The sequence below is a fragment of the Pseudomonas sp. TH07 genome (assembly GCF_016651285.1).
In the GTDB taxonomy this organism is placed as follows: domain Bacteria; phylum Pseudomonadota; class Gammaproteobacteria; order Pseudomonadales; family Pseudomonadaceae; genus Aquipseudomonas.
Genome location: NZ_JAEKED010000001.1, coordinates 991,353 through 1,014,001, shown reverse-complemented (window position 1 = coordinate 1,014,001; position 22,649 = coordinate 991,353). Strand labels below are relative to the sequence as shown.

Sequence of the window (22,649 nt, the reverse complement as noted above, 5' to 3'; positions counted from 1 at the left end):
CGTTGGCGCAAAAAAAGTGCTCAACAGACCTCTTGGAAAAATTTCCGACGAAGTGCACATTGAAGGCCTGCTTAGCGATGTCTGACCACTGTGCTAGGGGATTGACTTGAACATGTAGGAAACCTATGTCCGACCACGATATTTTGAGTGACGCCGAGCGCGAGGCGCTAAGCGCAGTCATGCTGGAGCCCGACCTGCCGCCACAGCGTGTATTGATTGCCGATGACGACAAAGATGCGCGCGAGTTGCTTTCGGAAATCCTCGGACTGGATGGCATCCGTTGCGTAACCGCTGCCAGCGGCAAAGCGGCACTGGAGCTGTTGAACTCGAATAAATCCATCGGACTGCTGATCACCGACCTGCGCATGGCGCCTTGCAATGGCCTGGAGCTGATCCGCCAGGTGCGCGAATCGGAACGGGCGGCGTTGCCGATCATCATCATTTCCGGCGACGCCGACGTGCGCGACGCCATTGCGGCCATGCATTTGAGCGTGGTCGACTTCCTGCTCAAACCCATCGACACCGACAAGCTGCTGAGCCTGGTCAAGCACGAACTGGGCGTGGTCCCCTAGGCTCTGTACGAAAACTACCTGCGCTTCGATCATGCTGCGTTAAAAACAGGCTCGGGCGCGAGTCCGATCGGAATGCTCATGTAGGTCCCTACAGTCGAACGCGACCCCGGCCGTTCCTTGTCTGTTTTTGTCTTGCCTGATCTTTGCTCGGCGAGTTTTCGTTCAGACCCTAGACGCCACCACCCATGTTGCAAAAAAAGCCCCGATCAGTGATCGGGGCTTTTTCATTGGGCTAGCGCCGCTTTGTTACAGGCCGTTCTTGGCCTTGAACTCGCGACGACGACGGTGCAGCACCGGCTCGGTGTAGCCGTTTGGCTGCTTGGTGCCTTCGATCACCAGTTCGACCGCCGCCTGGAAGGCGATGTTGCTGTCGAAGTCTGGCGCCAGAGGACGGTACAGCGCGTCGCCGGCGTTCTGCCGGTCAACCACCGGAGCCATGCGCTTGAGGCTTTCCAGCACCTGGGCCTCGGTGACAACGCCGTGGCGCAGCCAGTTGGCGATGTGCTGGCTGGAAATGCGCAGGGTCGCGCGGTCTTCCATCAGGCCTACGTCGTTGATATCCGGCACTTTGGAGCAGCCCACGCCCTGGTCGATCCAGCGCACCACGTAACCGAGGATGCCCTGGGCGTTGTTGTCCAGTTCGTTGCGGATTTCCTGCTCCGACCAGTTGGTGTTGCTGGCCAGGGGGATGGTCAGGATGTCGTCCACCGAAGCGCGAGGGCGCTTGGCCAGCTCGGCCTGGCGGGCGAATACGTCGACCTTGTGGTAGTGCAGGGCATGCAGCGCCGCCGCGGTGGGCGATGGCACCCAGGCGGTGTTGGCGCCGGCCAGCGGGTGGGCGATTTTCTGTTCGAGCATCGCGGCCATCAGGTCGGGCATGGCCCACATGCCTTTGCCGATCTGCGCGCGACCTTGCAGGCCGGTGCTCAGGCCGATATCGACGTTCCAGTTTTCGTAGGCGCCGATCCATTTTGCGGCCTTCATCTCAGCCTTGCGCACAACGGCGCCGGCTTCCATGGAGGTGTGGATTTCGTCGCCGGTACGGTCGAGGAAGCCGGTGTTGATGAACACCACGCGCTCGCTGGCCGCCTGGATGCAGGCCTTGAGGTTGACCGTGGTGCGGCGCTCCTCGTCCATGATCCCGACTTTCAGGGTGTTGCGTGGCAACGCCAGCACGTCTTCGATGCGGCCGAACAGCTCGTTGGTGAACGCCGCTTCTTCCGGACCGTGCATCTTCGGTTTGACGATGTAGACCGAGCCGGTGCGGCTGTTGCTGCGCGAGGTGTTGCCGTTCAGGTTGTGCACCGCCGCCAGGCTGGTGAGCAGGCCGTCGAGGATGCCTTCCGGCACTTCGTTGCCGTGCTTGTCGAGGATCGCGTCGATGGTCATCAAGTGACCCACGTTGCGTACGAACAGCAGGGAGCGACCGTGCAGCTTCAGGGTCGAGCCGTCGACGGCGGTGTACTCGCGGTCGGCGTTCATGGTGCGGGTGAAGGACTTGCCGCCCTTGGCCACTTCTTCCGCCAGGTCGCCTTTCATCAGGCCGAGCCAGTTGCGGTAGATCACCACCTTATCGTCGGCGTCGACGGCAGCTACCGAGTCTTCGCAGTCCATGATGGTGGTCAGTGCGGCTTCCATCAGCACGTCTTTGACGCCGGCGGCGTCGGTCTGGCCGACGGGGCTGGTGGCGTCGATCTGGATTTCGAAGTGCAGGCCGTTGTGTTTGAGCAGGATCGCGGTCGGTGCCGCAGCGTCGCCGTGGTAGCCGATCAACTGGGCATCATCGCGCAGGCCACTGTTGCTGCCGCCCTTGAGGCCGACCACCAGCTTGCCGCCAACGATCTTGTAGCTCGTGGCGTCGACATGGGAACCCGCGCTCAGCGGTGCGGATTCATCGAGGAAGGCGCGGGCGAAGGCGATGACCTTGTCGCCACGAACCTTGTTGTAGCCTTTGCCCTTTTCCGCGCCGTCGGCTTCGCTGATGGCGTCGGTGCCGTACAGCGCGTCGTACAACGAGCCCCAGCGGGCGTTGGAAGCGTTGAGGGCGAAGCGGGCGTTCATGACCGGAACCACCAGCTGCGGACCGGCCATGCGGGCGATCTCGTCATCGACGTTTTGCGTCGTGGCCTGGAAGTCCGCTGCTTCTGGCAGCAGGTAACCGATGTCTTGCAGGAAGGCCTTGTAGGCCACAGCGTCGTGGGATTGACCGGCACGGGATTGGTGCCAGGCATCGATACGCGCTTGGAAATCGTCGCGTTTGGCGAGTAGGGCTTGGTTTTTCGGGGCCAGGTCATGGATGACCTTGTCGGCGCCGGCCCAGAACGAATCGGCGGTGAGGCCGGTACCGGGAATGGCTTCGTTGTTCACGAAGTCGAACAGGACTTTGGCGACCTGCAGGCCACCCACTTGAACGTGTTCAGTCATTGCTTGCCTCACTCTGCTCAGCTATTTCGCTTTTCAGCTCTTCAAATTGACAATGAAGCCCTGGCATTTAAACCACAAACCCCTCTACCAGTACATGCCATCGCGGGCGGCTGGCTGCTTCCAATCAACGGCGGAGCCTTGCTGACGGGGCTTTTGAGGGTTGCGACTGGGCCTTGGCAGACATCGGTCCAACGTTATGTAGTGCGCGCTGCGGCATACTACATGATCAATTGCGCTTGTGAAAATTAGACTAAATACGTCGTTCCGCGACTAAAGTTGCTCCTTTGGTCACGCAAGTGGCGGTCATGTTCTCAAAAAGCGCACGGATTGTTCCATATAAATTCAAATAGTTGTACACGATTTGTGTCTTTGCGCCTGGCCCCCGGCTGCCAGTGCCCCTTCCGAGCGGTCTGTAGCGGGATTCACTGGCCGCAGGTGGGCCGGTGAGGCTTGCCTATACTTGCGCTTCTATAACAAAAGTCATGATCAGAGGACTGCGCCATGGACCATCTCGTACTCACCGTATTCGCCCCGGACAAGCCCGGACAGGTCGAGCGCATTGCCCAGTGCATTGCCGAGCACGGGGGTAACTGGCTGGAGAGCCGCATGTCGCGCATGGCGGGGCAGTTTGCCGGGATCCTGCGCGTCGGGGTGCCGGCCGAAGCCTATGACGAACTGGTGGACGCGCTCCAGGGCTTGTCGAGCCACGGGATTCGCGTGCTGATCGCTGAAAGCGGTATTGAACAGTCCTGCACCTGGAAGCCGATCGCCATGGAGTTGGTGGGCAACGACCGGCCGGGTATCGTGCGCGACATCACCCGGCTGCTCAGCGAGCAGGGGGTCAACCTGGAACGGTTGGTGACTGAAGTGCGCCCCGCGCCTATGAGCAGCGAGCCGTTGTTTCATGCCGAGGCAGTCCTTGCGGTGCCCCTGACCTTGTCCCTGGATGTGCTGCAGGCTCGCCTGGAAACCCTGGCCGATGACCTGATGGTCGAATTGGTGCTGCGCAGCGAGACCTGAGCCCGGCACTGCCGGTTATCCAAGTTTAAGGTGCATGCGCCTGTGGATAACCTGTAGAGACAGGTCTCCAGCCCAAAGGGGCCGGGGCTCTCCAGGGTTTGATCAAAAAATCATCAGTTTTCAAGGGCTTGTGCACAAACGCCGGGGATCACGCTGTGGATAACCTTGGGAAGGATGCTTGCAGGCCACGTGAGCCGTGGCCTGCAAGCTGTTGTTCGTTTTTTGATCAGCTGCGGCGCCGCAAACTCAACCAGGCATCCACGCTGTACACCGCCAGGCCGGCCCAGATGAACATGAACGCCACCAGCGTGCTGGAGGACAGGTGTTCATCAAACAGCAGCACCGCCTGCAACAGCACCAGGGTCGGTGCCAGGTACTGCAAGAAGCCCAGGGTGGTGTAAGGCAAATGCCGCGCAGCCGCGTTGAAACACACCAGCGGCACCAGGGTGACCGGGCCTGCGGCCACCAGCCACCAGGCTTCGGAGCTGCCCCAGAACTCGAGCTGGGCGCTGCTCGCCGTCGGGTTGAACAACAGCCAGGCCACCGCAATCGGCACCAGCATCCAGGTTTCCACCACTAGCCCGGGCAATGCCTTGACCGGTGCCTGCTTGCGGATCAGCCCGTAGAAACCGAAGGTCAGCGCCAGCACCAGCGACACCCAGGGCAGGCTGCCCACCTGCCACACCTGTTGCGCCACACCCACCGCCGCCAGCACCACGGCCAGCCACTGCAGACGTCGCAGACGCTCGCCAAGAATCAACATGCCCAGCAGCACATTCACCAGGGGGTTGATGTAGTAGCCCAGGCTGGCCTCCAGCATCCGGCCGTTGTTCACCGACCAGACGTACGTCAGCCAGTTGGCGGCGATCAAGGTGCCGCTCAAGGCCAGGATCGCCAGGCGTTTAGGATTCTCCCGCAGCTCGCGCCACCAGCCGGGGTGTTTCCAGACCATCAGCAACAAAGCGCCGAACAACGCCGACCACAGGACCCGGTGAATGATGATTTCAACCGCGGGCACGCTGGCAATGGCTTTGAAGTAGAGGGGGAACAGGCCCCAGATGATGTAGGCACTCAGGCCCAGAATGTACCCGTGACGCGGGTTGGCGGCTTGCATGCAGAATCCTTGCTTAGGCAGCTAACAAAGCGACGATTGTAAGGAGATTTGTCTGAAACTGTCGTGAGACTTTGTTAACAGTCGTGCGCTGGGGGGCCAGGTGCATGGGCGGTGTTCGTGAAGGACTGCGTCCGAACGCGGCCCGAGCCTGCGGCAGCGGCGACGAGCAGTCCCGACCCTGGGCCCAGGGCCGGGCGTGCAACGGCGGCTCAGAACAGTTTCAGCGGCTCTTCATTGAGTGCCGACAGCTGCTCGCGCAGGGCCAGGACCTGGTCGCCCCAATAGCGTTCGGTGCCGAACCACGGAAAGCTGTGGGGGAATGCCGGATCGTCCCAGCGCCGTGCGAGCCAGGCGCTGTAGTGCATCAGACGCAGGGCGCGCAGGGCTTCGATCAGGGCCAGTTCCCGTGGGTCGAAATCGTGGAATTCGCTGTAGCCATCCATCAATTCCGACAATTGCCCGAGACATTCCTGACGATCACCCGCGAGCATCATCCACAGGTCTTGCACGGCCGGCCCCATGCGGCAGTCGTCGAGGTCGACGATATGGAACATCTCGTCACGGCACATCATGTTGCCGGGGTGGCAATCGCCGTGCATGCGGATGTTGGTGTGCGGCGTGGTCTTGTACACCTCTTCCACGCGCTTGAGCAGATCCCGCGCCACTGACTCGTAGGCGGGCAGCAGGCCCTTGGGTATGAAATTGCCTTCAAGCAGGGTGGCCAGGGAGTCATGGCCGAAGTTTTTTACCCCCAGCGCCTCACGGTGCTCGAACGGCTTGGTGGCGCCGACCGCGTGCAAACGGCCGAGCAACTGGCCCAGTCGATAGAGCTGGTCGAGGTTGCCCGGCTCCGGTGCCCGGCCGCCACGGCGCGGGAACAGGGTAAAGCGAAAGCCCGCGTGCTCGAACAGGCTGGCGCCGTTGTGGATCATCGGCGCCACTACCGGTACGTCGCACTCGGCGAGTTCGAAGGTGAAGCGGTGTTCTTCGAGGATGGCTTCGTTGGTCCAGCGCTGGGGACGGTAGAACTTGGCGATCAGCGGTTCGCCATCTTCGATGCCGACCTGGTACACGCGATTTTCATAGCTGTTGAGCGCCAAAACGCGGGCGTCGCTGAGAAAACCGATGCTTTCTACGGCGTCGAGGACCAGATCCGGGGTCAGTGTTTCAAACGGGTGCGACATGCTCACTCCTGCGCGCAGCAGGCTGCCGCGTAAGGCCACGCATGGTAGCGCACACCGGCCCGGATAGGTGGTGGCTTTAGGCTTGGTCGGGATGTCTCGGTGGATGACATCCCGGCCTGGGCGGGTCAGGTGCCGACGATCCCGCCGTCTTCACGGCGGATGGCCATGACCGAAGAACGCGGCTTGCCGTTGGGCAGGTGCTCGGGGAACGTCGAGCCGCCGTTTTCGCCCGGGTGCTGGATCCCGACAAACAGGGTTTTTTGGTCGGGTGAGAAGCTGATGCCGGTGACTTCGCAGCCTACCGGGCCGACCATGAACCGGCGGATCTCGCCGCTGGCCGGGTCCGCGCAGAGCATCTGATTGTTGCCCATGCCGGCGAAGTCGCCGCTGTTGCTGACATCGCCATCGGTCAGGATCCACAGGCGCCCGGCCTGGTCGAACCCCAGGCCGTCGGGGCTGTTGAACATGTTCTGTGGAGTGATGTTCGATGAGCCGCCCTTGGCTTGCCCCGCGTGCACCGAAGGGTTGCCGGCGACCACGAACAAGTCCCAGGCAAAGCTCATGGCGCCATGGTCATCGCGGTCGGTGCGCCAGCGCAGGATCTGCCCATAGACGTTTTTCTCCCGCGGGTTGGGGCCGCCCACCGGCTGGCCGTCTTCGCCGCGTTTGACGTTGTTGGTCAGGGTGCAATAGACCTGGCCATCCTTGGGGCTGATCACTATCCATTCCGGCCGGTCCATGCGCGTGGCTTTGACCACGCTGGCGGCCAGGCGGGCATGGATCAGCACCTGGCCCTGGTCGGCAAAGCCGCTGGCGGCATTGAGCCCGTTCTTGCCGTGGCTCAGCTCGATCCATTGGCCCTGGCCCTTGGGATGGTCGGGGTTGCTGTCGCCGCCATCGAAGCGCGCCACGTACAGCGTGCCGTGGTCCAGCAGGTCGCGGTTGGCCTTGGGGTTGCGGTGGTCGATCTTGTCGCGGCTGATGAATTTGTAGATGAACTCGCCGCGTTCGTCGTCGCCCATGTAGACCACGGCGCGGCCATCAGCGGTTTCGGCCAGGGCCGCGTTCTCGTGCTTGAAACGGCCCAGGGCGGTGCGTTTGACCGGGGTCGACTGCGGATCGAACGGGTCGATTTCCACGACCCAGCCATGGCGGTTGAGTTCATTGGGGTTGTGCGCCAGGTCGAAGCGCGGATCGTGGGGATGCCAGTTGATCTCTTTGCTGGCGGCCACCGCGCCGTAGCGTTTTTGTGCGGCATCGAACGTCTGTTCGGCGTTGCTGCTGCCAAAGCAGTCGGTGAAGTTCTCTTCACAGGTCAGGTAGGTGCCCCACGGGGTTTTGCCGTTGGCACAGTTCTGGAAAGTGCCGAGCACGTGCTTGCCCTGGACATCGGCGGCGGTCTTCAACAGCGCATGACCGGCGGCGGGACCGCTCAGGCGGATCGGCGTGTTGCCGTGGATGCGTCGGTTGTAGCGCGAGCCCTGGACGAACTGCCATTGGCCGTTCTTGCGTTGCACTTCGATCACCGACACGCCTTCGCTGGCCTGGGCCTTGCGCACTTCTTCGGCCGATTGCGGCATGCCGCCGTGGGCATAGAGGTAGCGGTAGTTGGTGTATTCGTTGTTGATCGCCATCAGCGCGCGCTGGTCGTCGCCGGGGAAGGCGAACAGGCTCATGCCGTCGTTGTTGTCGCCGAATTGCAGCTCCTGGGCCTGGGCGCTGCCGTTGCCCGTGGGGTCGAAGGCTGGGCCGTTGTTGTGCAGCGGCTGACCCCAACTGATCAGCACCGACGCCGTGTAGCCCGGTGGCAGGCTGAGGCTGTCAGCGGTGGCCGCGGCGATGCCGGTAAAACCCAGCAGCGGGCTGGAGCCGGCGCTGATGCTGGCGGCCAGCGCACTGCGGCTCAGCAGGCTGCCCCCCAGAAACATTGCCGCGCCGCACAGCGCACCGGCACCGATGAAACCACGGCGGCTGAGGCCGACGATTTGCTCCAGGTCCGTGGGTTGGTCTTCTTCTAATAGGCTCATGTCAGGCTTCCTGCGATTTTTGCAGACACCTTAATCAGCCCTGATGACAAAAATGTTGCAGCCATATGTCCCGACCGTAGCCGCTGCCGAAGGCTGCGCTGGCCGGGCGGGGCACCGGGGCATTGCGGTTGAAATGCGTTGTTTTCAAGGGCCAGCGCAGCCTGGCGGCAGTGGCTACAGCGGGGTGCCGAGGAGGACGTTGGAGGGGGAAAACTGAACCTGGACCGGTTGGTTCACCGCGAGGCCTTGGGCCTTGAGTTGCGAGGACTCGACCAGGGCGCACAGGGTCGGGCCGTTGGGCAGGCTGATCCGAACCTCCCAGGGGCCGTCTTCGGCGTCGAGGATCTGCTCGATGCTGCCGGTCAGGCCGTTGTGCCCGGCGGTAATGGGCTGGCCGAGTGCTTGCAGCTCCAGCCAGCCGGCCTTGATCAGCGCCACCACTTCGGTGTCGGGCAGCAGTTCCAGGCGCTGGGTGCTGTCGTGGGTGATCTGCGCCTGGATCACCAGGCCTGGGGCCAGTTCCAGGCTGATCAGGTCATTGCGACCGAGCCCCTCGATCGCCACCACCTTGCCGTGCAGTTGGTTGCGCGCGCTGGTGCGCAGCATCAGGCGACCCAGCAGGTCGAGGTCGCTGGCGTCCTCGGCGGCTTCCAGCACCTGGGCCTGCAAGGCTTGCAGGCGCAGGTACAGGCGCAACACCCGTTCACCTTCAGCCGAGAGCTTGGCGCCACCCCCGCCCTTGCCGCCGACGCTGCGTTCCACCAGGGGCTTTTGTGCCAGGTTATTCAACTCATCGATGGCGTCCCAGGCGGCCTTGTAGCTGAGCCCGGCGCTTTTGGCCGCGCGGGTGATCGAGCCTTGCTCGGCGATGTGCTGCAAGAGGGCGATGCGTTGCGGGCGGCGGACGATGTGCTGGGTCAACAACGTGGGCAAGGACATGGCAGGGCACTGTGAACGCTGGAGGTGGAGGCTGAGTGTGCGGCTTGAGGGGCGAGAGTCAAGTCAGGCCGGCTCCCCGGGTTTGGGTGTGCGGGCCAGGCAATACACGTCGACCCGGTGCGCACCGGCATCCAGCAGCAGTCTGGCCAGGGTTTCGGCAGTGGCGCCGGTGGTGAGCACATCATCCACCAGGGCCAGGTGACGGCCGCCAACCCGGGCCTTGTCCGCCAGGCTGAAGGCCCGACGCAAGTTGCGCCGCCGGGCAGGGGCGTCCAGGCCTTGCTGCGCCGGGGTGTCCTGCGTCCGCAGCAGCATGCCTTCATCCACTGCAATCCCCAGGCCCTGGCCCAGCCATTGGGCAAGCAGCGCCGCCTGGTTGAAACCGCGTTCGCGCAGGCGCCGGCTGGCCAGGGGCACCGGTAACAGCAGCTCCGGACGCGGGAGGCCGTCATTGAAACGATGATGCAGGGATTGGCTGAGAAGTTCGCCGAGCAGGCGGCCAAACGGCCACTTTGCCCCGTGCTTGAAGCGGGTGATCAAACTGTCGACCGGGAAGCCGTAGCTCCAGGGCGCTACCACCTGGGAAAACGCCGGCACCCGCCTCAGACACTCGCCGCAGGTAAGGCCCGCCTGGGGCAAGGGCAGGGCGCAGATCCGGCATTGCGGGCCTAGCCAGGGCAGCTCGGCTTCGCACTCGACGCAAATGGGCTGCGGGTTATCGCAGGGTTCATCGCAGAGCAAACAGGCTTGGTTGTTATTTAACCAGATGTAAACCGGTCCTTCGTATTCTGGTTGACAGTGCATGGCGCTTCCTTAAATATGCCGAACATCCGTGTCGCGGCTGTGGGTATCCGATTACCCCGTCGTCTGCCCCAAGCATAATCAAGGAATCGCCCATGAGCGCCAGCACCACCGCCACCTTGCGTCATGACTGGTCTTTGGCTGAAGTCAAAGCCCTGTTCGTTCAGCCGTTCAACGACTTGTTGTTCCAGGCGCAGACCGTGCACCGCGCGCATTTCGATGCCAACCGGGTCCAGGTGTCGACCTTGCTGTCGATCAAAACCGGGGCCTGCCCGGAAGATTGCAAATATTGTCCGCAGTCCGGCCACTACAACACCGGGCTGGAAAAAGAAAAGCTGATGGAAGTGCAGAAGGTCCTTGAAGAGGCCGCTCGCGCCAAGGCCATTGGTTCGACCCGATTCTGCATGGGCGCGGCCTGGAAGCACCCCTCGGCCAAAGACATGCCCTACGTGCTGCAGATGGTGCAGGGCGTCAAGGCCATGGGGCTGGAGACCTGCATGACCCTGGGGCGCCTCGATCAGGAGCAGACCGAAGCCCTGGCCAATGCTGGCCTGGACTACTACAACCACAACCTCGACACCTCGCCGGAGTTCTACGGCAGCATCATCACCACCCGCACCTACAGCGAGCGCCTGCAAACCCTGGCCTACGTGCGTGATTCGGGGATGAAGATCTGCTCCGGTGGCATCCTCGGCATGGGCGAGTCCCTCGATGACCGCGCCAACCTGCTGATCCAACTGGCCAACCTGCCCGAGCACCCGGAGTCGGTGCCGATCAACATGCTGGTGAAAGTCGCCGGCACGCCGCTGGAAAACGCCGAGGACATCGACCCGTTCGACTTTATCCGCATGCTCGCCGTGGCCCGCATCCTGATGCCGCAATCCCACGTGCGCTTGTCTGCTGGACGTGAAGCGATGAACGAGCAGATGCAGGCCCTGGCGTTTTTCGCCGGCGCCAACTCGATTTTCTATGGCGACAAGTTGCTGACCACCGCCAACCCGCAGGCCGACAAGGACATGCAACTGTTCTCGCGCCTGGGGATCCTGCCCGAAGCCCGTGAAGAGCACGCCGATGAAGTGCACCAGGCGGCGATCGAGCAGGCGCTGGTGGAGCAAAAGAGCAGCGAGCAGTTCTACAACGCGGCCGTCTGACGGCCCACAACCTGTAGCCGCGCCCTGGGCCGGGAGCGTGAGGACCTTGGATCCGTCGAGGTCTTGCGCGCCTGTCGCAGCCTGGGGCCGCGGCTACAGATCATCTTTTGATCACCGAGGCCTGCATGTCTTTTGATCTCGCCGCGCGCCTCGCTGCCCGCCGTGCCGAAAACCTCTATCGCCAACGCCCCCTGCTGGAAAGCCCCCAGGGGCCTGAAGTGGTGGTCGATGGCCAGCCGTTGCTGGCGTTCTGCAACAACGACTACCTGGGCCTGGCCAACCACCCGCAAGTCATCGAAGCCTGGCGCGCCGGCGCTTTACGTTGGGGCGTGGGCGGTGGCGCCTCGCACCTGGTGATCGGCCACAGCGGCCCGCACCACGCACTGGAAGAAGCCCTGGCCGACCTGACCGGACGCCCGCGAGCGCTGTTGTTCACCACCGGCTACATGGCCAACCTGGGGGCGGTCACGGCCCTGGTGGGGCAGGGCGACACGGTGCTGGAAGACCGTCTCAACCACGCGTCCCTGCTGGATGCCGGCCTGTTGTCCGGGGCGCGTTTCAATCGGTATCTGCACAACGATGCGGTCAGCCTGGCCAAACGCCTGGAAAAAGCCACCGGCAATACCCTGGTGGTCACCGACGGCGTGTTCAGCATGGACGGCGACCTGGCCGACCTGCCGGCCCTGGCCCGTGAAACCCGGGCCAAGGGCGCCTGGCTGATGGTCGATGACGCCCATGGTTTCGGCCCGCTGGGGGCCAATGGCGGCGGGATTGTCGAGCACTTCGGCCTGAGCCAGGACGACGTGCCGGTGCTGGTCGGCACCCTGGGCAAGGCGTTCGGTACGGCCGGGGCCTTTGTCGCCGGCAGCGAAGAGTTGATCGAAAGCCTGATCCAGTTTGCCCGGCCCTACATCTACACCACCAGCCAACCCCCGGCGCTGGCCTGCGCGACCTTGAAAAGCCTGGAACTGCTGCGCAGCGAGCATTGGCGGCGCGAGCACCTCAATGGCCTGATCCGCCAGTTCCGCCGTGGCGCCGAGCAGATCGGCCTGGCGTTGATGGACAGTTTTACCCCGATCCAGCCGATCATGATTGGCGACAGCGGGCGGGCCATTCGCTTGTCGCAGATGCTCCGCGAACGCGGCCTGATGGTCACGGCCATCCGCCCGCCAACCGTGCCTGCGGGCAGTGCGCGCTTGCGTGTGACCTTGTCCGCAGCCCACAGCGAAGCCCAGGTCCAGCTATTGTTAAACGCACTGGCGGATTGTTTTAGCGAACTGGGACCGGAGCCAAGCCATGCGTGATCGACTGATTCTGCTGCCGGGTTGGGGCCTGGGCATTTCCCCGCTGGAGCCGCTGGCGGCGGCGTTGCAGGGCCTGGACCAGCACCTGAAGGTCGAGATCGAGCCTTTGCCGGAGCTGGAGTCCAGCGACCTGGGGGACTGGCTCGATGAACTCGACGCGGATTTGCCGGACAACGCCTGGCTCGGCGGCTGGTCGCTGGGCGGGATGCTGGCCAGTGAGCTGGCGGCGCGCCGTGGCGATCGCTGTTGCGGCTTGCTGACCTTGGCCAGCAACCCGAGCTTTGTGGCCCATGGCGAGTGGACGAGCGCCATGGCCGGGGAAACCTTCGACGCCTTTCTGGCCGGCTGCAACGCCGACTCGCGCCTGACCCTCAAGCGTTTCGGCCTGCTCTGTGCCCAGGGCGCCGAGGACCCGCGCGGCCTGTCACGCCTGCTGCTGGGGGGCGCGCCGAATACCCCGCCAGCGGTGTTGGTGGCCGGGCTGGAGTTGCTGGCGCAGCTGGATACACGGGACTCGTTACAGGCGTTTCGTGGCCCGCAGTTGCATCTGTTTGCCGGGCTTGACGCGCTGGTGCCGGCAGAAGCTGCGAGCGAGTTGCTGGCGTTATTGCCCGATGTCGAAATTGGCCTGATTGAACAGGCCAGCCACGCGTTTCTTCTGGAAGACCCCCACGGTGTGGCGGGGGCGATCCAGGCCTTTTTGCATGAGTCCGGTGATGACTGATTTGTCCCTTCCCCCATTACTCGGCGGCTTGCCGGACAAGCGCCAGGTCGCGGCGTCCTTTTCCCGTGCCGCAGCCAGTTACGACAGCGTCGCCGATCTGCAGCGGGCGGTGGGCCATGAGCTGCTGCGGCGCCTGCCGCCCGAGCGGTCGTTCGCCCGCTGGCTGGATATAGGCTGCGGTACCGGGTATTTCACCCGCGCCCTGGCCGAGCGTTTCCCTGGGGCCCAGGGGCTGGCGCTGGATATCGCCGAAGGCATGCTCGATCACGCACGGCCCCTGGGCGGCGCGCAGTATTTTATTGCCGGGGATGCCGAACGCCTGCCGTTGCGTTCAGACAGCTGCGATCTGCTGTTCTCCAGCCTGGCGGTGCAGTGGTGTGCGGATTTCGCCTCGGTACTGCGAGAGGCGCACCGGGTACTGCGCCCCGGTGGTGTGCTGGCGTTTGCCAGTCTGTGTGTCGGGACCTTGCAGGAGCTGCGTGACAGCTGGCGGCAGGTCGATGGCATGGTGCACGTCAATCGGTTCCGCGAGCTCGGCACTTATCAACAGCTGTGCGCGGCCAGTGGCCTGCGGATTTTGAGCCTGCAATCCCGGCCCCATGTGCTGCATTATCCGGATGTGCGCAGCCTGACCCATGAGTTGAAAGCCCTGGGCGCGCATAATCTGAACCCCGGACGCCCCGGCGGCTTGACCGGACGCGCCCGGATCATGGGCCTGATCGACGCTTATGAGGGCTTTCGCCAGCCTCAGGGTCTGCCCGCGACCTATCAGGCGGTGTACGCCGTGTTGGAGAAGCCGCAATGAGCCCTGCCTATTTCATCACCGGAACCGATACCGATGTCGGCAAGACCACCATCGCCGCCGGGCTGCTGCATGCGGCGCGTCTGGCGGGGTTGAGTACGGCGGCCGGCAAGCCGGTGGCGTCCGGCTGTGAAGTGACGGCCAAGGGCCTGCGCAATTCGGACGCCCTGGCGCTGATGGCGGAGTGCTCCCTGGCCCTGGACTATGCCGAGGTCAACCCGGTGGCGTTCGAACCGGCCATCGCCCCCCATCTGGCGGCGCGCGAGGCGGGGGTGGCCTTGACGGTGCAATCGTTGCTGCTGCCCATGCGCCAGATCCTGGCCCGGGGCGCCGATTTCACCCTGATCGAAGGCGCGGGCGGCTGGCGTGTGCCCCTGGCTGACCAGGACAATCTGTCGGACCTGGCCATGGCCCTGGACCTGCCGGTGATCCTGGTGGTGGGGGTGCGGCTGGGTTGCATCAGTCATGCGCTGCTGACCGCCGAAGCCATCGCCCGGGACGGGCTGCAGCTGGCCGGCTGGGTGGCCAATATCATCGATCCCAAGACCTCCCGCCTGGAGGAAAACCTCGCCACCCTGGCTGAACGCCTGCCGGCCCCGTGCCTGGGTCGAGTGCCCAAGCTCAAGCCTCTCAGCGCCCAGGCGGTGGCCGAACACTTGCAACTGGACTTGCTGGACTAGATTTTGCCTATGACAGGGCAGATTGCCATTAGTGTTTTTGACGGGTGTTTTTTTGACGGGTCTGCTTCAATGAGCGTCGTTCATCCTTAATCAGGTCGAGTCCTCCCATGGAAATTTCAGGGAATACCGCTTTCTACGCGGGTCTGAGCAGCATTCAGACCGGGCAGAACCGTGTCGATCAGGCCGCCAGCCAGATCGCCAATACCACCATCGAGCGCTCCGTCACCAGCCAGTCTTCCGACGTCCAGGTCGATCGCTTGCGTTCAGTGGACCGCAGCCAGCAGTCGGATCTGGAATCGAGCATGGTCGAGATGTCCATGGGCAAGGTCCAGGCCGAACTGGGTGTGAAAATCGCCAAGGCCAGCGATGAAATGCTCGGTACGTTGATCGATACCTACGCCTGATCCCCGCGCCGGCCTGCTCCTTCAGAAGGGGCGGGCCAGACCGCGCCGCTTCTCCCTTCCTGTCTTTCAAGCGCTGCCTGCCAGCGTCGCTACTTCATTCGTGGCCTGACATTTTTCGTGGCATTCGCCGCGGGCCTTTGCCTGCGCGGCGTTCAGCGGCGTGATGACGAATGGCGGTTGCGCGGTGCTTGACAAGAATTAGGCGTAAACGTATGTTTCAAACAACTGTTTGACCGCCATAATAAATCCACGCGGTTGTTCATTCCCGGTTACATCAGCAGAGGTTTATCGCTATGCCTGACTACAAGGCCCCCTTGCGTGATATTCGCTTCGTTCGTGACGAACTGCTCGGCTACGAAGCGCACTATCAGAGCCTTCCGGCGTGCGCAGACGCAACTCCGGACATGGTTGACGCCATTCTCGAAGAAGGCGCCAAGTTTTGTGAGCAGGTGCTGGCTCCGCTGAACCGCGTGGGTGACATCGAAGGCTGCACCTGGAGCGAGTCCGGCGTTAAAACCCCGACTGGCTTCAAAGAAGCCTACAAACAATTTGTCGAAGGCGGCTGGCCAAGTCTGGCGCATGACGTAGAGCACGGTGGCCAAGGCCTGCCGGAGTCCCTGGGTCTGGCCGTGAGTGAAATGGTTGGCGAGTCCAACTGGTCGTGGGGCATGTACCCAGGCCTGTCCCATGGTGCGATGAACACCATCTCCGAGCACGGTACGCCCGAGCAGCAAGACGCTTACCTGACCAAGCTGGTCTCCGGCGAATGGACCGGCACCATGTGCCTGACCGAACCGCACTGCGGCACCGACCTGGGCATGCTGCGCACCAAGGCCGAACCTCAGGCCGACGGTTCCTACAAAGTCTCCGGCACCAAGATTTTCATCTCGGCCGGTGAACACGACATGGCCGACAACATCGTCCATATCGTCCTGGCCCGCCTGCCGGATGCCCCTGCGGGCACCAAAGGCATCTCGCTGTTTATCGTTCCCAAGTTCCTGCCGAACGCCGACGGTTCGATTGGTGCGCGCAACGCCGTGAGCTGTGGTTCCCTGGAACACAAGATGGGCATCCACGGTAACGCCACCTGCGTGATGAACTTCGACGCGGCCACCGGTTTCCTGATCGGCCCGGCGAACAAAGGCCTGAACTGCATGTTCACCTTTATGAACACCGCGCGCCTGGGCACCGCCCTGCAAGGCTTGGCCCATGCCGAGATCGGTTTCCAGGGCGGCCTGAAATACGCTCGCGATCGCCTGCAAATGCGCTCCCTGACGGGCCCGAAAGCGCCGGACAAGGCTGCCGACCCGATCATCGTGCACCCTGACGTACGCCGTATGCTGTTGACCATGAAGGCGTTCGCCGAAGGCAACCGGGCGATGGTCTACTTCACCGCCAAACAGGTCGATATCGTCAAATACGGTGTGGACGAAGAAGAGAAGAAGAAAGCCGACGCGCTGCTGGCGTTCATGACGCCCATCGCCAAAGCCTTCATGACTGAAGTCGGCTTCGAGTCCGCCAACCACGGCGTACAGATCTATGGTGGTCACGGCTTCATCGCCGAGTGGGGCATGGAGCAGAACGTTCGCGACAGCCGCATTTCCATGCTGTACGAAGGCACCACCGGCATCCAGGCCCTCGACCTGCTGGGCCGTAAAGTGCTGATGACTCAAGGCGAAGCGCTGAAGGGCTTCACCAAGATCGTCCACAAGTTCTGCCAGACCAACGAAGGCAACGAGGCTGTCAAAGAGTTCGTCGCACCATTGGCTGCGCTGAACAAAGAGTGGGGCGAGCTGACCATGAAGGTCGGTATGGCAGCGATGAAAGACCGTGAAGAAGTGGGCGCCGCCTCGGTGGACTACCTGATGTACTCCGGTTACGCCTGCCTGGCTTACTTCTGGGCCGACATGGCGCGCCTGGCTGCCGAGAAACTGGCTGCCGGCACCAGCGAAGAGGCGTTCTACACCGCCAAGCTGCAGACTGCGCGCTTCTACTTCCAGCGCATCCTGCCGCGTACTCGCACTCACGTGGCCACCATGCTATCGGGCGCCAACAACCTGATGGACATGAAAGAAGAAGACTTCGGCCTGGGCTACTAAGCCTTACCGGCGTCGATGCAAAGGCCGCTTTTCCTTCGGGGAAAGCGGCTTTTTTATGCCTGGCGATCTGCCAATAAAATTCCTGACTAAAACGCTAAGAAGAATGTCTTGCCTGCCGTTAAAGAGATGGCAATGTGATGTCTGTCACATTGATTGTGCTTAACTGCATGCAATGCAGGCACAATGCCATCTACTGATTAGCCGCGTCGGAGCTTTACCCTTGCCGCGTTCTTCTGCTGTACGTTTCAGTCACTTTTTACCGTCTTTGCTGCTGTTGCTTGCGGGGCTCGCGGCTGCCTACGTCAAGGATCTCAACGTCTTCTTCACCTCGCTGTTCAACGTCCTGCCGACCTTGGTGCTGCTGCTCGGCGGCGCCTATTGCGCGGTCTATCGGCGCCAGCGCGAGCTGTTCCTGATGGTCACGGTGTACATCGCCTACTTTCTGCTCGATACCCAGACCGATTACTACCGCGACAACGGCAAGGTCCGTGAGGACGCGGCGGTGGTCTTTCACTTGGTGTGTCTGTTGCTGCCGCTGCTGTTCGGGCTGTTTGCCGCCTGGCAGGAACGTACCCACCTGTTCCAGGACATGGTGGCGCGGTTTGCCGTGCTGCTGGCGTTTGGCAGCGTGGCCCTGGGCTTTGAGCAAAGTTACCCACAGGCGCTGTTGAACTGGCTGGCGGAAATCCGCTGGCCGGCGCTGCATGGCGCCTGGATGAGCCTGATCCAGCTGTCCTACCCCGTGTTCCTGGCAGCGTTCCTGTTGCTGGCGGTGCAGTACTGGCGCAATCCACGGCCCCTGCACGCGGCGCAACTGGTGGGCTTGCTCGGGCTGTTCTGGATGCTGCCCAAGACTTTCATCCTGCCGTTCACCCTGAACATCATGTGCAGCCAGGTGATGTTGATGATCGCCGCCGCGGTGGCCCATGAGGCGTACCAGATGGCGTTCCGCGATGAGCTGACTGGCCTGCCGGGGCGCCGTGCCTTGAACGAGCGCATGCAGCGTCTGGGTCGCAACTATGTGCTGGCGATGAGTGACGTCGACCACTTCAAGAAATTCAACGACACCCACGGCCACGATGTCGGCGACCAGGTGCTGCGCCTGGTGGCCAGCAAGCTGTCGAAAATCAGTGGCGGCGGGCGCGCCTACCGCTATGGCGGCGAGGAGTTCGCCCTGGTGTTCGCCGGCAAGACCCTGGAAGAATGCATGCCGCACCTGGAGGTGATCCGTGAGTCGATTGCCAGCTACAACATCCAGTTGCGCAACCAGGACAGCCGGCCCCAGGACGATCACCAAGGCCGCCAGCGCCGAGCGGGCGCCGGAGCCTCCAGTGTGTCGGTGACGGTCAGCATTGGTGTGGCCGAACGCCTGGTGGAGCATCGCTCCCCGGAAGAGGTGCTCAAGTCCGCCGACCAGGCCCTGTACAACGCCAAGGGCGCCGGTCGTAACTGCGTTATCGCCTTCGGCCAGAACCGCCGTGGCGCGGTGCGCATGGACAGCGCTGCGGGTTGAGTGATGATGGCGCATTCAGCGTCTGGACTGTGATTGGCAGGCCTGGTGGGCAGCAGTAGCGTGGGCTATCTGCTGCCGGAGACACGACCATGCCTGAGTACAAAGCCCCGCTGCGCGACATGCGCTTTCTGATCGACCATGTGTTCGACTTCCACGCCAACTACGCGGCCCTGGGTGCGACCGACGCCAGCCCGGACATGGTCGACGCGATCCTCGAAGAGGGGGCAAGGTTCTGCGAGAACGTACTCGCGCCGCTGAACCGCTCCGGGGACGAGGAAGGCTGTCACTTCGAAAATGGCGTGGTCACCACCCCCAAGGGCTTCAAGCAGGCCTTCGCGCAGTACGTCGAAGGCGGCTGGCACGGCCTGGCGGCGGACCCGACTTACGGCGGCCAGGGCTTGCCGCAGTCCCTGGGGCTGGTCATCAGCGAGATGGTCGGTTCCAGCAATACGTCCTGGGGCATGTACCCGGGGCTGACCCACGGTGCGATGTCGGCGATCCACGCCCACGGCTCCAGCGAGCAGAAAGCCACCTACCTGAGCAAACTCACCAGCGGCCAGTGGACCGGCACCATGTGCCTGACCGAAGCCCATTGCGGCACCGACCTGGGCATCATCAAGACCCGCGCCGTGCCTCAGGCCGATGGCAGCTATGCGGTCTCCGGGAGCAAGATTTTCATCTCCGCCGGCGAACATGACCTGAGTGACAACATCATCCACCTGGTGCTCGCCAAGCTGCCGGATGCGCCGGCGGGGACCAAGGGCATTTCGCTGTTCATCGTGCCCAAGTTCGTGCCTGACGCCCAAGGCGAGGCGGGCGAGCGCAATGGGGTCAGCTGTGGCTCCATCGAGCACAAGATGGGCATCAAGGCATCGGCCACCTGTGTGCTCAACTTCGATGGGGCCAGGGGTTATCTGATCGGCGAGGCCAACAAGGGCCTGAACTGCATGTTCACCATGATGAACCATGCGCGCCTGGGCACCGGGATGCAGGGCTTGTGTCTGGGCGAGGCGAGCTTCCAGGGCGCGATCAAGTACGCCAACGACCGCCTGCAGATGCGCTCGCTGACCGGGCCCAAGGCCCCGGACAAGGCGGCGGACCCGATCATCGTCCACCCGGACGTGCGGCGCATGTTGCTGACCATGAAGGCCTTCAACGAAGGCAACCGGGCGCTGACCTATTTCACCGCGCAATTGCTGGACGTGGCCCACCTCGGCGCGGACCCGGAGCAGCGCCAGGATGCCGAAAACCTGCTGGCCTTCCTCACCCCGATCTGCAAGGCGTTCATGACCGAGACCGGGCTGGAAGTGACCAACCACGGCATGCAGGTGTTTGGCGGCCACGGGTTTATCCGCGAATGGGGCATGGAGCAACTGGTGCGCGATTGCCGCATCGCCCCTATTTATGAAGGCACCAACGGCATCCAGGCCCTGGACCTGCTGGGGCGCAAGGTCCTTGGCAGCCAGGGCAAGCTGCTGCAGGGGTTCACCCGGATCGTCCACAAGTTCTGCCAGGCCCAGGGTGAGCACCCGCAGCTCAAGGCCTATGTCGCCCAGCTCAATGGCCTGAATCAGGAGTGGGGCACACTGACCACCCAGGTCGGCATGGCGGCGCTGAAGAATCCCGATGAAGTGGGGGCCGCTGCCCTGGATTACCTGATGTACAGCGGCTATATCATTCTCGGCTACCTCTGGTTGCGCATGACACTGGTGGCTCAGGCGCAGCTCGATGCCGACGAGGGTGACCGGGATTACTGCACGGCCAAGCTCGCGACCTGTGAGTTTTACTTCAAGCGTCTGCTGCCGCGTACTGCAACTCATCGGGCGGCGGTGGAAGCCGGCAGCGACTGCCTGATGCAGCTGCCAGCGGAGTTGTTCGCGCTTTAACCTGTTCGATCAAGCCGTTGAAAGCCCGCCTGGTGCGGGCTTTATCATGTCTGGAATCCTGCGTGACTAAAATTAACAAAAAGGTCACTAGTTGACCCTATGTGTCACAAAAGTTGTTAGGTTACACTTCGGTTTTCGTTATTGGGGCCTGTTTCGGCCCTCTTGTTTAGATCTTGCGAGGTTTGCCATGGCTGACTACAAAGCGCCCCTGCGCGATATGCGCTTCGTCCTCAATGAAGTTTTCGAGGTCGCCAAACTCTGGGCCGAGCTGCCTGCGCTGGCCGAAACGGTCGATGCGCAAACCGTCGAGGCCATTCTTGAGGAAGCCGGCAAAGTCACTGGCAAGAGCATCGCCCCGCTGAGCCGCAGCGCTGACGAAGAAGGTTGCCACTGGAGCAATGGCGCGGTGACCACGCCCCAGGGGTTCACCCAGGCCTACCAGACCTATGCCGAGGGCGGCTGGGTTGGCGTCGGCGGCGACCCGGCCTATGGCGGCATGGGCATGCCCAAGGCGGTGTCGGCCCAGGTCGAGGAAATGGTCAACTCCGCCAGCCTGTCGTTTGGCCTGTACCCGATGCTGACCGCCGGGGCTTGCCTGTCGATCAACGCCCACGCCAGCGAAGAACTGAAAGAGACCTACCTGCCAAACATGTACGCCGGAGTCTGGGCCGGGTCCATGTGCCTGACCGAACCCCATGCCGGCACCGACCTGGGCATTATCCGCACCAAGGCTGAGCCTCAGGCGGACGGTTCCTACAGGGTCAGCGGGACCAAGATCTTTATCACCGGCGGTGAGCACGACCTGACCGAAAACATCATCCACCTGGTGCTGGCCAAGCTGCCGGACGCACCGGCCGGGCCCAAGGGGATCTCGTTGTTCCTGGTGCCCAAGTTCATGGTCAATGCCGACGGCAGCCTGGGTGCGCGCAACCCGGTGACTTGCGGTTCTATCGAACACAAGATGGGCATCCAGGCCTCGGCCACCTGCGTGATGAACTTCGACGAGGCGGTCGGCTACATCGTGGGCGAGCCGAACAAAGGCCTGGCGGCGATGTTCACCATGATGAACTACGAGCGCCTGGGGGTTGGTATCCAGGGTCTGGCCTCGGGTGAGCGCTCCTACCAGAACGCCGTCGAGTACGCCCGCGATCGCCTGCAAAGCCGCTCGCCAACCGGCCCGCAAGCCAAGGACAAAGTGGCCGACCCGATCATCGTCCACCCGGACGTGCGCCGCATGCTGTTGACCATGAAAGCCTCGAACGAAGGCGGCCGGGCGTTCTCGACCTATGTGGCGATGCAACTCGACACCGCCAAGTTCAGCGAGGAACCCGCCACGCGCAAACGCGCCGAAGACCTGGTGGCCTTGCTGACCCCGGTGGCCAAGGCGTTTCTGACCGATCTGGGCTTGGAAACCACGGTGCACGGGCAGCAGATTTTCGGTGGTCACGGCTACATTCGCGAGTGGGGCCAGGAGCAGCTGGTGCGTGATGTGCGCATCACCCAGATTTACGAAGGCACCAACGGCATTCAGGCGCTGGACTTGGTAGGGCGCAAGATTGTCGGCAACGGCGGTGCGTTCTATCAGTTGTTTGCCGACGAGATCCGCCATTTCACTGCGACCGCCAGCAGCGACCTGGGGGAATTCACTAAGCCATTGAATGACGCCGTGGCTGTGCTCGACGACCTGACGGCCTGGCTGCTGGATCGGGCGAAGAGCAACCCCAACGAAATCGGCGCGGCCTCGGTCGAGTATTTGCAAGCGTTTGGTTACACAGCTTATGCCTACATGTGGGCGTTGATGGCCAAGGCCGCACTGGGCAAGGAAGGGCAGGAAGACTTCTACGCCAGCAAACTGGGCACCGCGCGCTTCTACTTCGCTCGCCTGTTGCCGCGGATTCACTCGTTGAGCGCGTCGGTCAAAGCGGGCAGTGAATCGCTGTTCCTGCTGGACGCTGCGCAGTTCTGAGGCTGAGCACGCAATGTAAGCATTCTCTTACATTGCGTG

Annotated in this window: 18 protein-coding genes; 12 read left to right on the top strand and 6 right to left on the bottom strand. The window is 62.8% G+C overall.

Annotated elements, in window-relative coordinates; genetic code table 11:
* The first annotated feature begins 125 nt into the window (after nt 1-125).
* On the top strand, nt 126-572 hold the full coding sequence (locus tag JFU57_RS04855) for a response regulator (RefSeq protein WP_201128318.1): 447 nt from the start codon (nt 126-128) through the stop codon (nt 570-572).
* Nucleotides 573-818: 246 nt separating this feature from the next.
* Here the strand turns inward: JFU57_RS04855 and JFU57_RS04850 are convergent, their stop codons facing one another.
* Nucleotides 819-2,996, bottom strand: a complete 2,178-nt coding sequence (locus tag JFU57_RS04850; RefSeq protein ID WP_201128317.1) for a malate synthase G — start codon at nt 2,994-2,996, stop codon at nt 819-821.
* 501 nt (nt 2,997-3,497) lie between these two features.
* Here JFU57_RS04850 and JFU57_RS04845 point away from each other — a divergent pair.
* The gene (locus tag JFU57_RS04845) at nt 3,498-4,016 is read left to right on the top strand and encodes a glycine cleavage system protein R (RefSeq protein ID WP_078472821.1); all 519 of its coding nucleotides are present in this window, start codon (nt 3,498-3,500) and stop codon (nt 4,014-4,016) included.
* A gap of 226 nt (nt 4,017-4,242) precedes the next feature.
* On the opposite strand, the gene rarD is transcribed toward JFU57_RS04845, so the two are convergent.
* The 5 genes from rarD to JFU57_RS04820 form a co-directional block, all read right to left on the bottom strand.
* Nucleotides 4,243-5,130: an EamA family transporter RarD gene (rarD, locus tag JFU57_RS04840; protein WP_201128316.1), complete on the bottom strand. Its 888-nt coding sequence runs from the start codon at nt 5,128-5,130 to the stop codon at nt 4,243-4,245.
* A 209-nt stretch (nt 5,131-5,339) separates the two neighbouring features.
* A complete protein-coding gene (locus JFU57_RS04835) occupies nt 5,340-6,314 on the bottom strand; it encodes a serine/threonine protein kinase (RefSeq protein WP_078472823.1) in 975 nt (324 codons plus the stop codon).
* Nucleotides 6,315-6,439: 125 nt separating this feature from the next.
* Nucleotides 6,440-8,341, bottom strand: a complete 1,902-nt coding sequence (locus JFU57_RS04830) for a PhoX family protein (RefSeq protein ID WP_201128315.1) — start codon at nt 8,339-8,341, stop codon at nt 6,440-6,442.
* A 174-nt stretch (nt 8,342-8,515) separates the two neighbouring features.
* Nucleotides 8,516-9,280, bottom strand: a complete 765-nt coding sequence (locus JFU57_RS04825) for a TOBE domain-containing protein (protein ID WP_078472825.1) — start codon at nt 9,278-9,280, stop codon at nt 8,516-8,518.
* Between the two features lie 63 nt (nt 9,281-9,343).
* The gene (locus tag JFU57_RS04820) at nt 9,344-10,084 is read right to left on the bottom strand and encodes a ComF family protein (RefSeq protein WP_201128314.1); all 741 of its coding nucleotides are present in this window, start codon (nt 10,082-10,084) and stop codon (nt 9,344-9,346) included.
* A gap of 92 nt (nt 10,085-10,176) precedes the next feature.
* On the opposite strand from JFU57_RS04820, the gene bioB reads away from it, so the two are divergent.
* The 10 genes from bioB to JFU57_RS04770 all read left to right on the top strand — a co-directional run bounded on the left by bioB (nt 10,177) and on the right by JFU57_RS04770 (nt 22,610).
* Nucleotides 10,177-11,232 carry a biotin synthase BioB gene (gene bioB, locus JFU57_RS04815; protein WP_201128313.1) on the top strand — a complete coding sequence of 352 codons (1,056 nt, stop codon included), beginning with the start codon at nt 10,177-10,179 and terminating at the stop codon, nt 11,230-11,232.
* A gap of 125 nt (nt 11,233-11,357) precedes the next feature.
* Nucleotides 11,358-12,536 carry an 8-amino-7-oxononanoate synthase gene (gene bioF / locus JFU57_RS04810; protein ID WP_201128311.1) on the top strand — a complete coding sequence of 393 codons (1,179 nt, stop codon included), beginning with the start codon at nt 11,358-11,360 and terminating at the stop codon, nt 12,534-12,536.
* A complete protein-coding gene (locus JFU57_RS04805; protein WP_201128310.1) occupies nt 12,529-13,260 on the top strand; it encodes an alpha/beta fold hydrolase in 732 nt (243 codons plus the stop codon). The genes bioF and JFU57_RS04805 overlap by 8 nt, the downstream gene beginning before the upstream one ends.
* Nucleotides 13,253-14,065, top strand: coding sequence for a malonyl-ACP O-methyltransferase BioC (gene bioC, locus JFU57_RS04800; protein ID WP_201128309.1), 813 nt, complete (start codon nt 13,253-13,255; stop codon nt 14,063-14,065). The genes JFU57_RS04805 and bioC overlap by 8 nt, the downstream gene beginning before the upstream one ends.
* Nucleotides 14,062-14,742: a dethiobiotin synthase gene (bioD, locus tag JFU57_RS04795; RefSeq protein ID WP_078472831.1), complete on the top strand. Its 681-nt coding sequence runs from the start codon at nt 14,062-14,064 to the stop codon at nt 14,740-14,742. Before bioC ends, bioD begins: the two co-directional genes overlap by 4 nt.
* A gap of 107 nt (nt 14,743-14,849) precedes the next feature.
* On the top strand, nt 14,850-15,146 hold the full coding sequence (locus JFU57_RS04790; RefSeq protein WP_020295416.1) for a hypothetical protein: 297 nt from the start codon (nt 14,850-14,852) through the stop codon (nt 15,144-15,146).
* A 293-nt stretch (nt 15,147-15,439) separates the two neighbouring features.
* Nucleotides 15,440-17,245: a phenylacyl-CoA dehydrogenase gene (locus tag JFU57_RS04785; protein WP_020295417.1), complete on the top strand. Its 1,806-nt coding sequence runs from the start codon at nt 15,440-15,442 to the stop codon at nt 17,243-17,245.
* Nucleotides 17,246-17,465: 220 nt separating this feature from the next.
* On the top strand, nt 17,466-18,758 hold the full coding sequence (locus JFU57_RS04780) for a GGDEF domain-containing protein (protein WP_043228644.1): 1,293 nt from the start codon (nt 17,466-17,468) through the stop codon (nt 18,756-18,758).
* A gap of 89 nt (nt 18,759-18,847) precedes the next feature.
* Nucleotides 18,848-20,644 carry an acyl-CoA dehydrogenase C-terminal domain-containing protein gene (locus JFU57_RS04775; RefSeq protein ID WP_201128308.1) on the top strand — a complete coding sequence of 599 codons (1,797 nt, stop codon included), beginning with the start codon at nt 18,848-18,850 and terminating at the stop codon, nt 20,642-20,644.
* A 187-nt stretch (nt 20,645-20,831) separates the two neighbouring features.
* Complete coding sequence (locus tag JFU57_RS04770) at nt 20,832-22,610, top strand: acyl-CoA dehydrogenase C-terminal domain-containing protein (protein WP_201128307.1); 1,779 nt, start codon at nt 20,832-20,834, stop codon at nt 22,608-22,610.
* Nucleotides 22,611-22,649: the final 39 nt, after the last annotated feature.

Coding starts and splice junctions, on each gene's coding strand:
- JFU57_RS04855 (WP_201128318.1), top strand. CDS start 126: ATGTCCGACCACGATATTTTGAGTGACGCCGAGCGCGAGGCGCTAAGC.
- JFU57_RS04850 (WP_201128317.1), bottom strand. CDS start 2,996: ATGACTGAACACGTTCAAGTGGGTGGCCTGCAGGTCGCCAAAGTCCTG.
- JFU57_RS04845 (WP_078472821.1), top strand. CDS start 3,498: ATGGACCATCTCGTACTCACCGTATTCGCCCCGGACAAGCCCGGACAG.
- rarD (WP_201128316.1), bottom strand. CDS start 5,130: ATGCAAGCCGCCAACCCGCGTCACGGGTACATTCTGGGCCTGAGTGCC.
- JFU57_RS04835 (WP_078472823.1), bottom strand. CDS start 6,314: ATGTCGCACCCGTTTGAAACACTGACCCCGGATCTGGTCCTCGACGCC.
- JFU57_RS04830 (WP_201128315.1), bottom strand. CDS start 8,341: ATGAGCCTATTAGAAGAAGACCAACCCACGGACCTGGAGCAAATCGTC.
- JFU57_RS04825 (WP_078472825.1), bottom strand. CDS start 9,280: ATGTCCTTGCCCACGTTGTTGACCCAGCACATCGTCCGCCGCCCGCAA.
- JFU57_RS04820 (WP_201128314.1), bottom strand. CDS start 10,084: ATGCACTGTCAACCAGAATACGAAGGACCGGTTTACATCTGGTTAAAT.
- bioB (WP_201128313.1), top strand. CDS start 10,177: ATGAGCGCCAGCACCACCGCCACCTTGCGTCATGACTGGTCTTTGGCT.
- bioF (WP_201128311.1), top strand. CDS start 11,358: ATGTCTTTTGATCTCGCCGCGCGCCTCGCTGCCCGCCGTGCCGAAAAC.
- JFU57_RS04805 (WP_201128310.1), top strand. CDS start 12,529: ATGCGTGATCGACTGATTCTGCTGCCGGGTTGGGGCCTGGGCATTTCC.
- bioC (WP_201128309.1), top strand. CDS start 13,253: ATGACTGATTTGTCCCTTCCCCCATTACTCGGCGGCTTGCCGGACAAG.
- bioD (WP_078472831.1), top strand. CDS start 14,062: ATGAGCCCTGCCTATTTCATCACCGGAACCGATACCGATGTCGGCAAG.
- JFU57_RS04790 (WP_020295416.1), top strand. CDS start 14,850: ATGGAAATTTCAGGGAATACCGCTTTCTACGCGGGTCTGAGCAGCATT.
- JFU57_RS04785 (WP_020295417.1), top strand. CDS start 15,440: ATGCCTGACTACAAGGCCCCCTTGCGTGATATTCGCTTCGTTCGTGAC.
- JFU57_RS04775 (WP_201128308.1), top strand. CDS start 18,848: ATGCCTGAGTACAAAGCCCCGCTGCGCGACATGCGCTTTCTGATCGAC.
- JFU57_RS04770 (WP_201128307.1), top strand. CDS start 20,832: ATGGCTGACTACAAAGCGCCCCTGCGCGATATGCGCTTCGTCCTCAAT.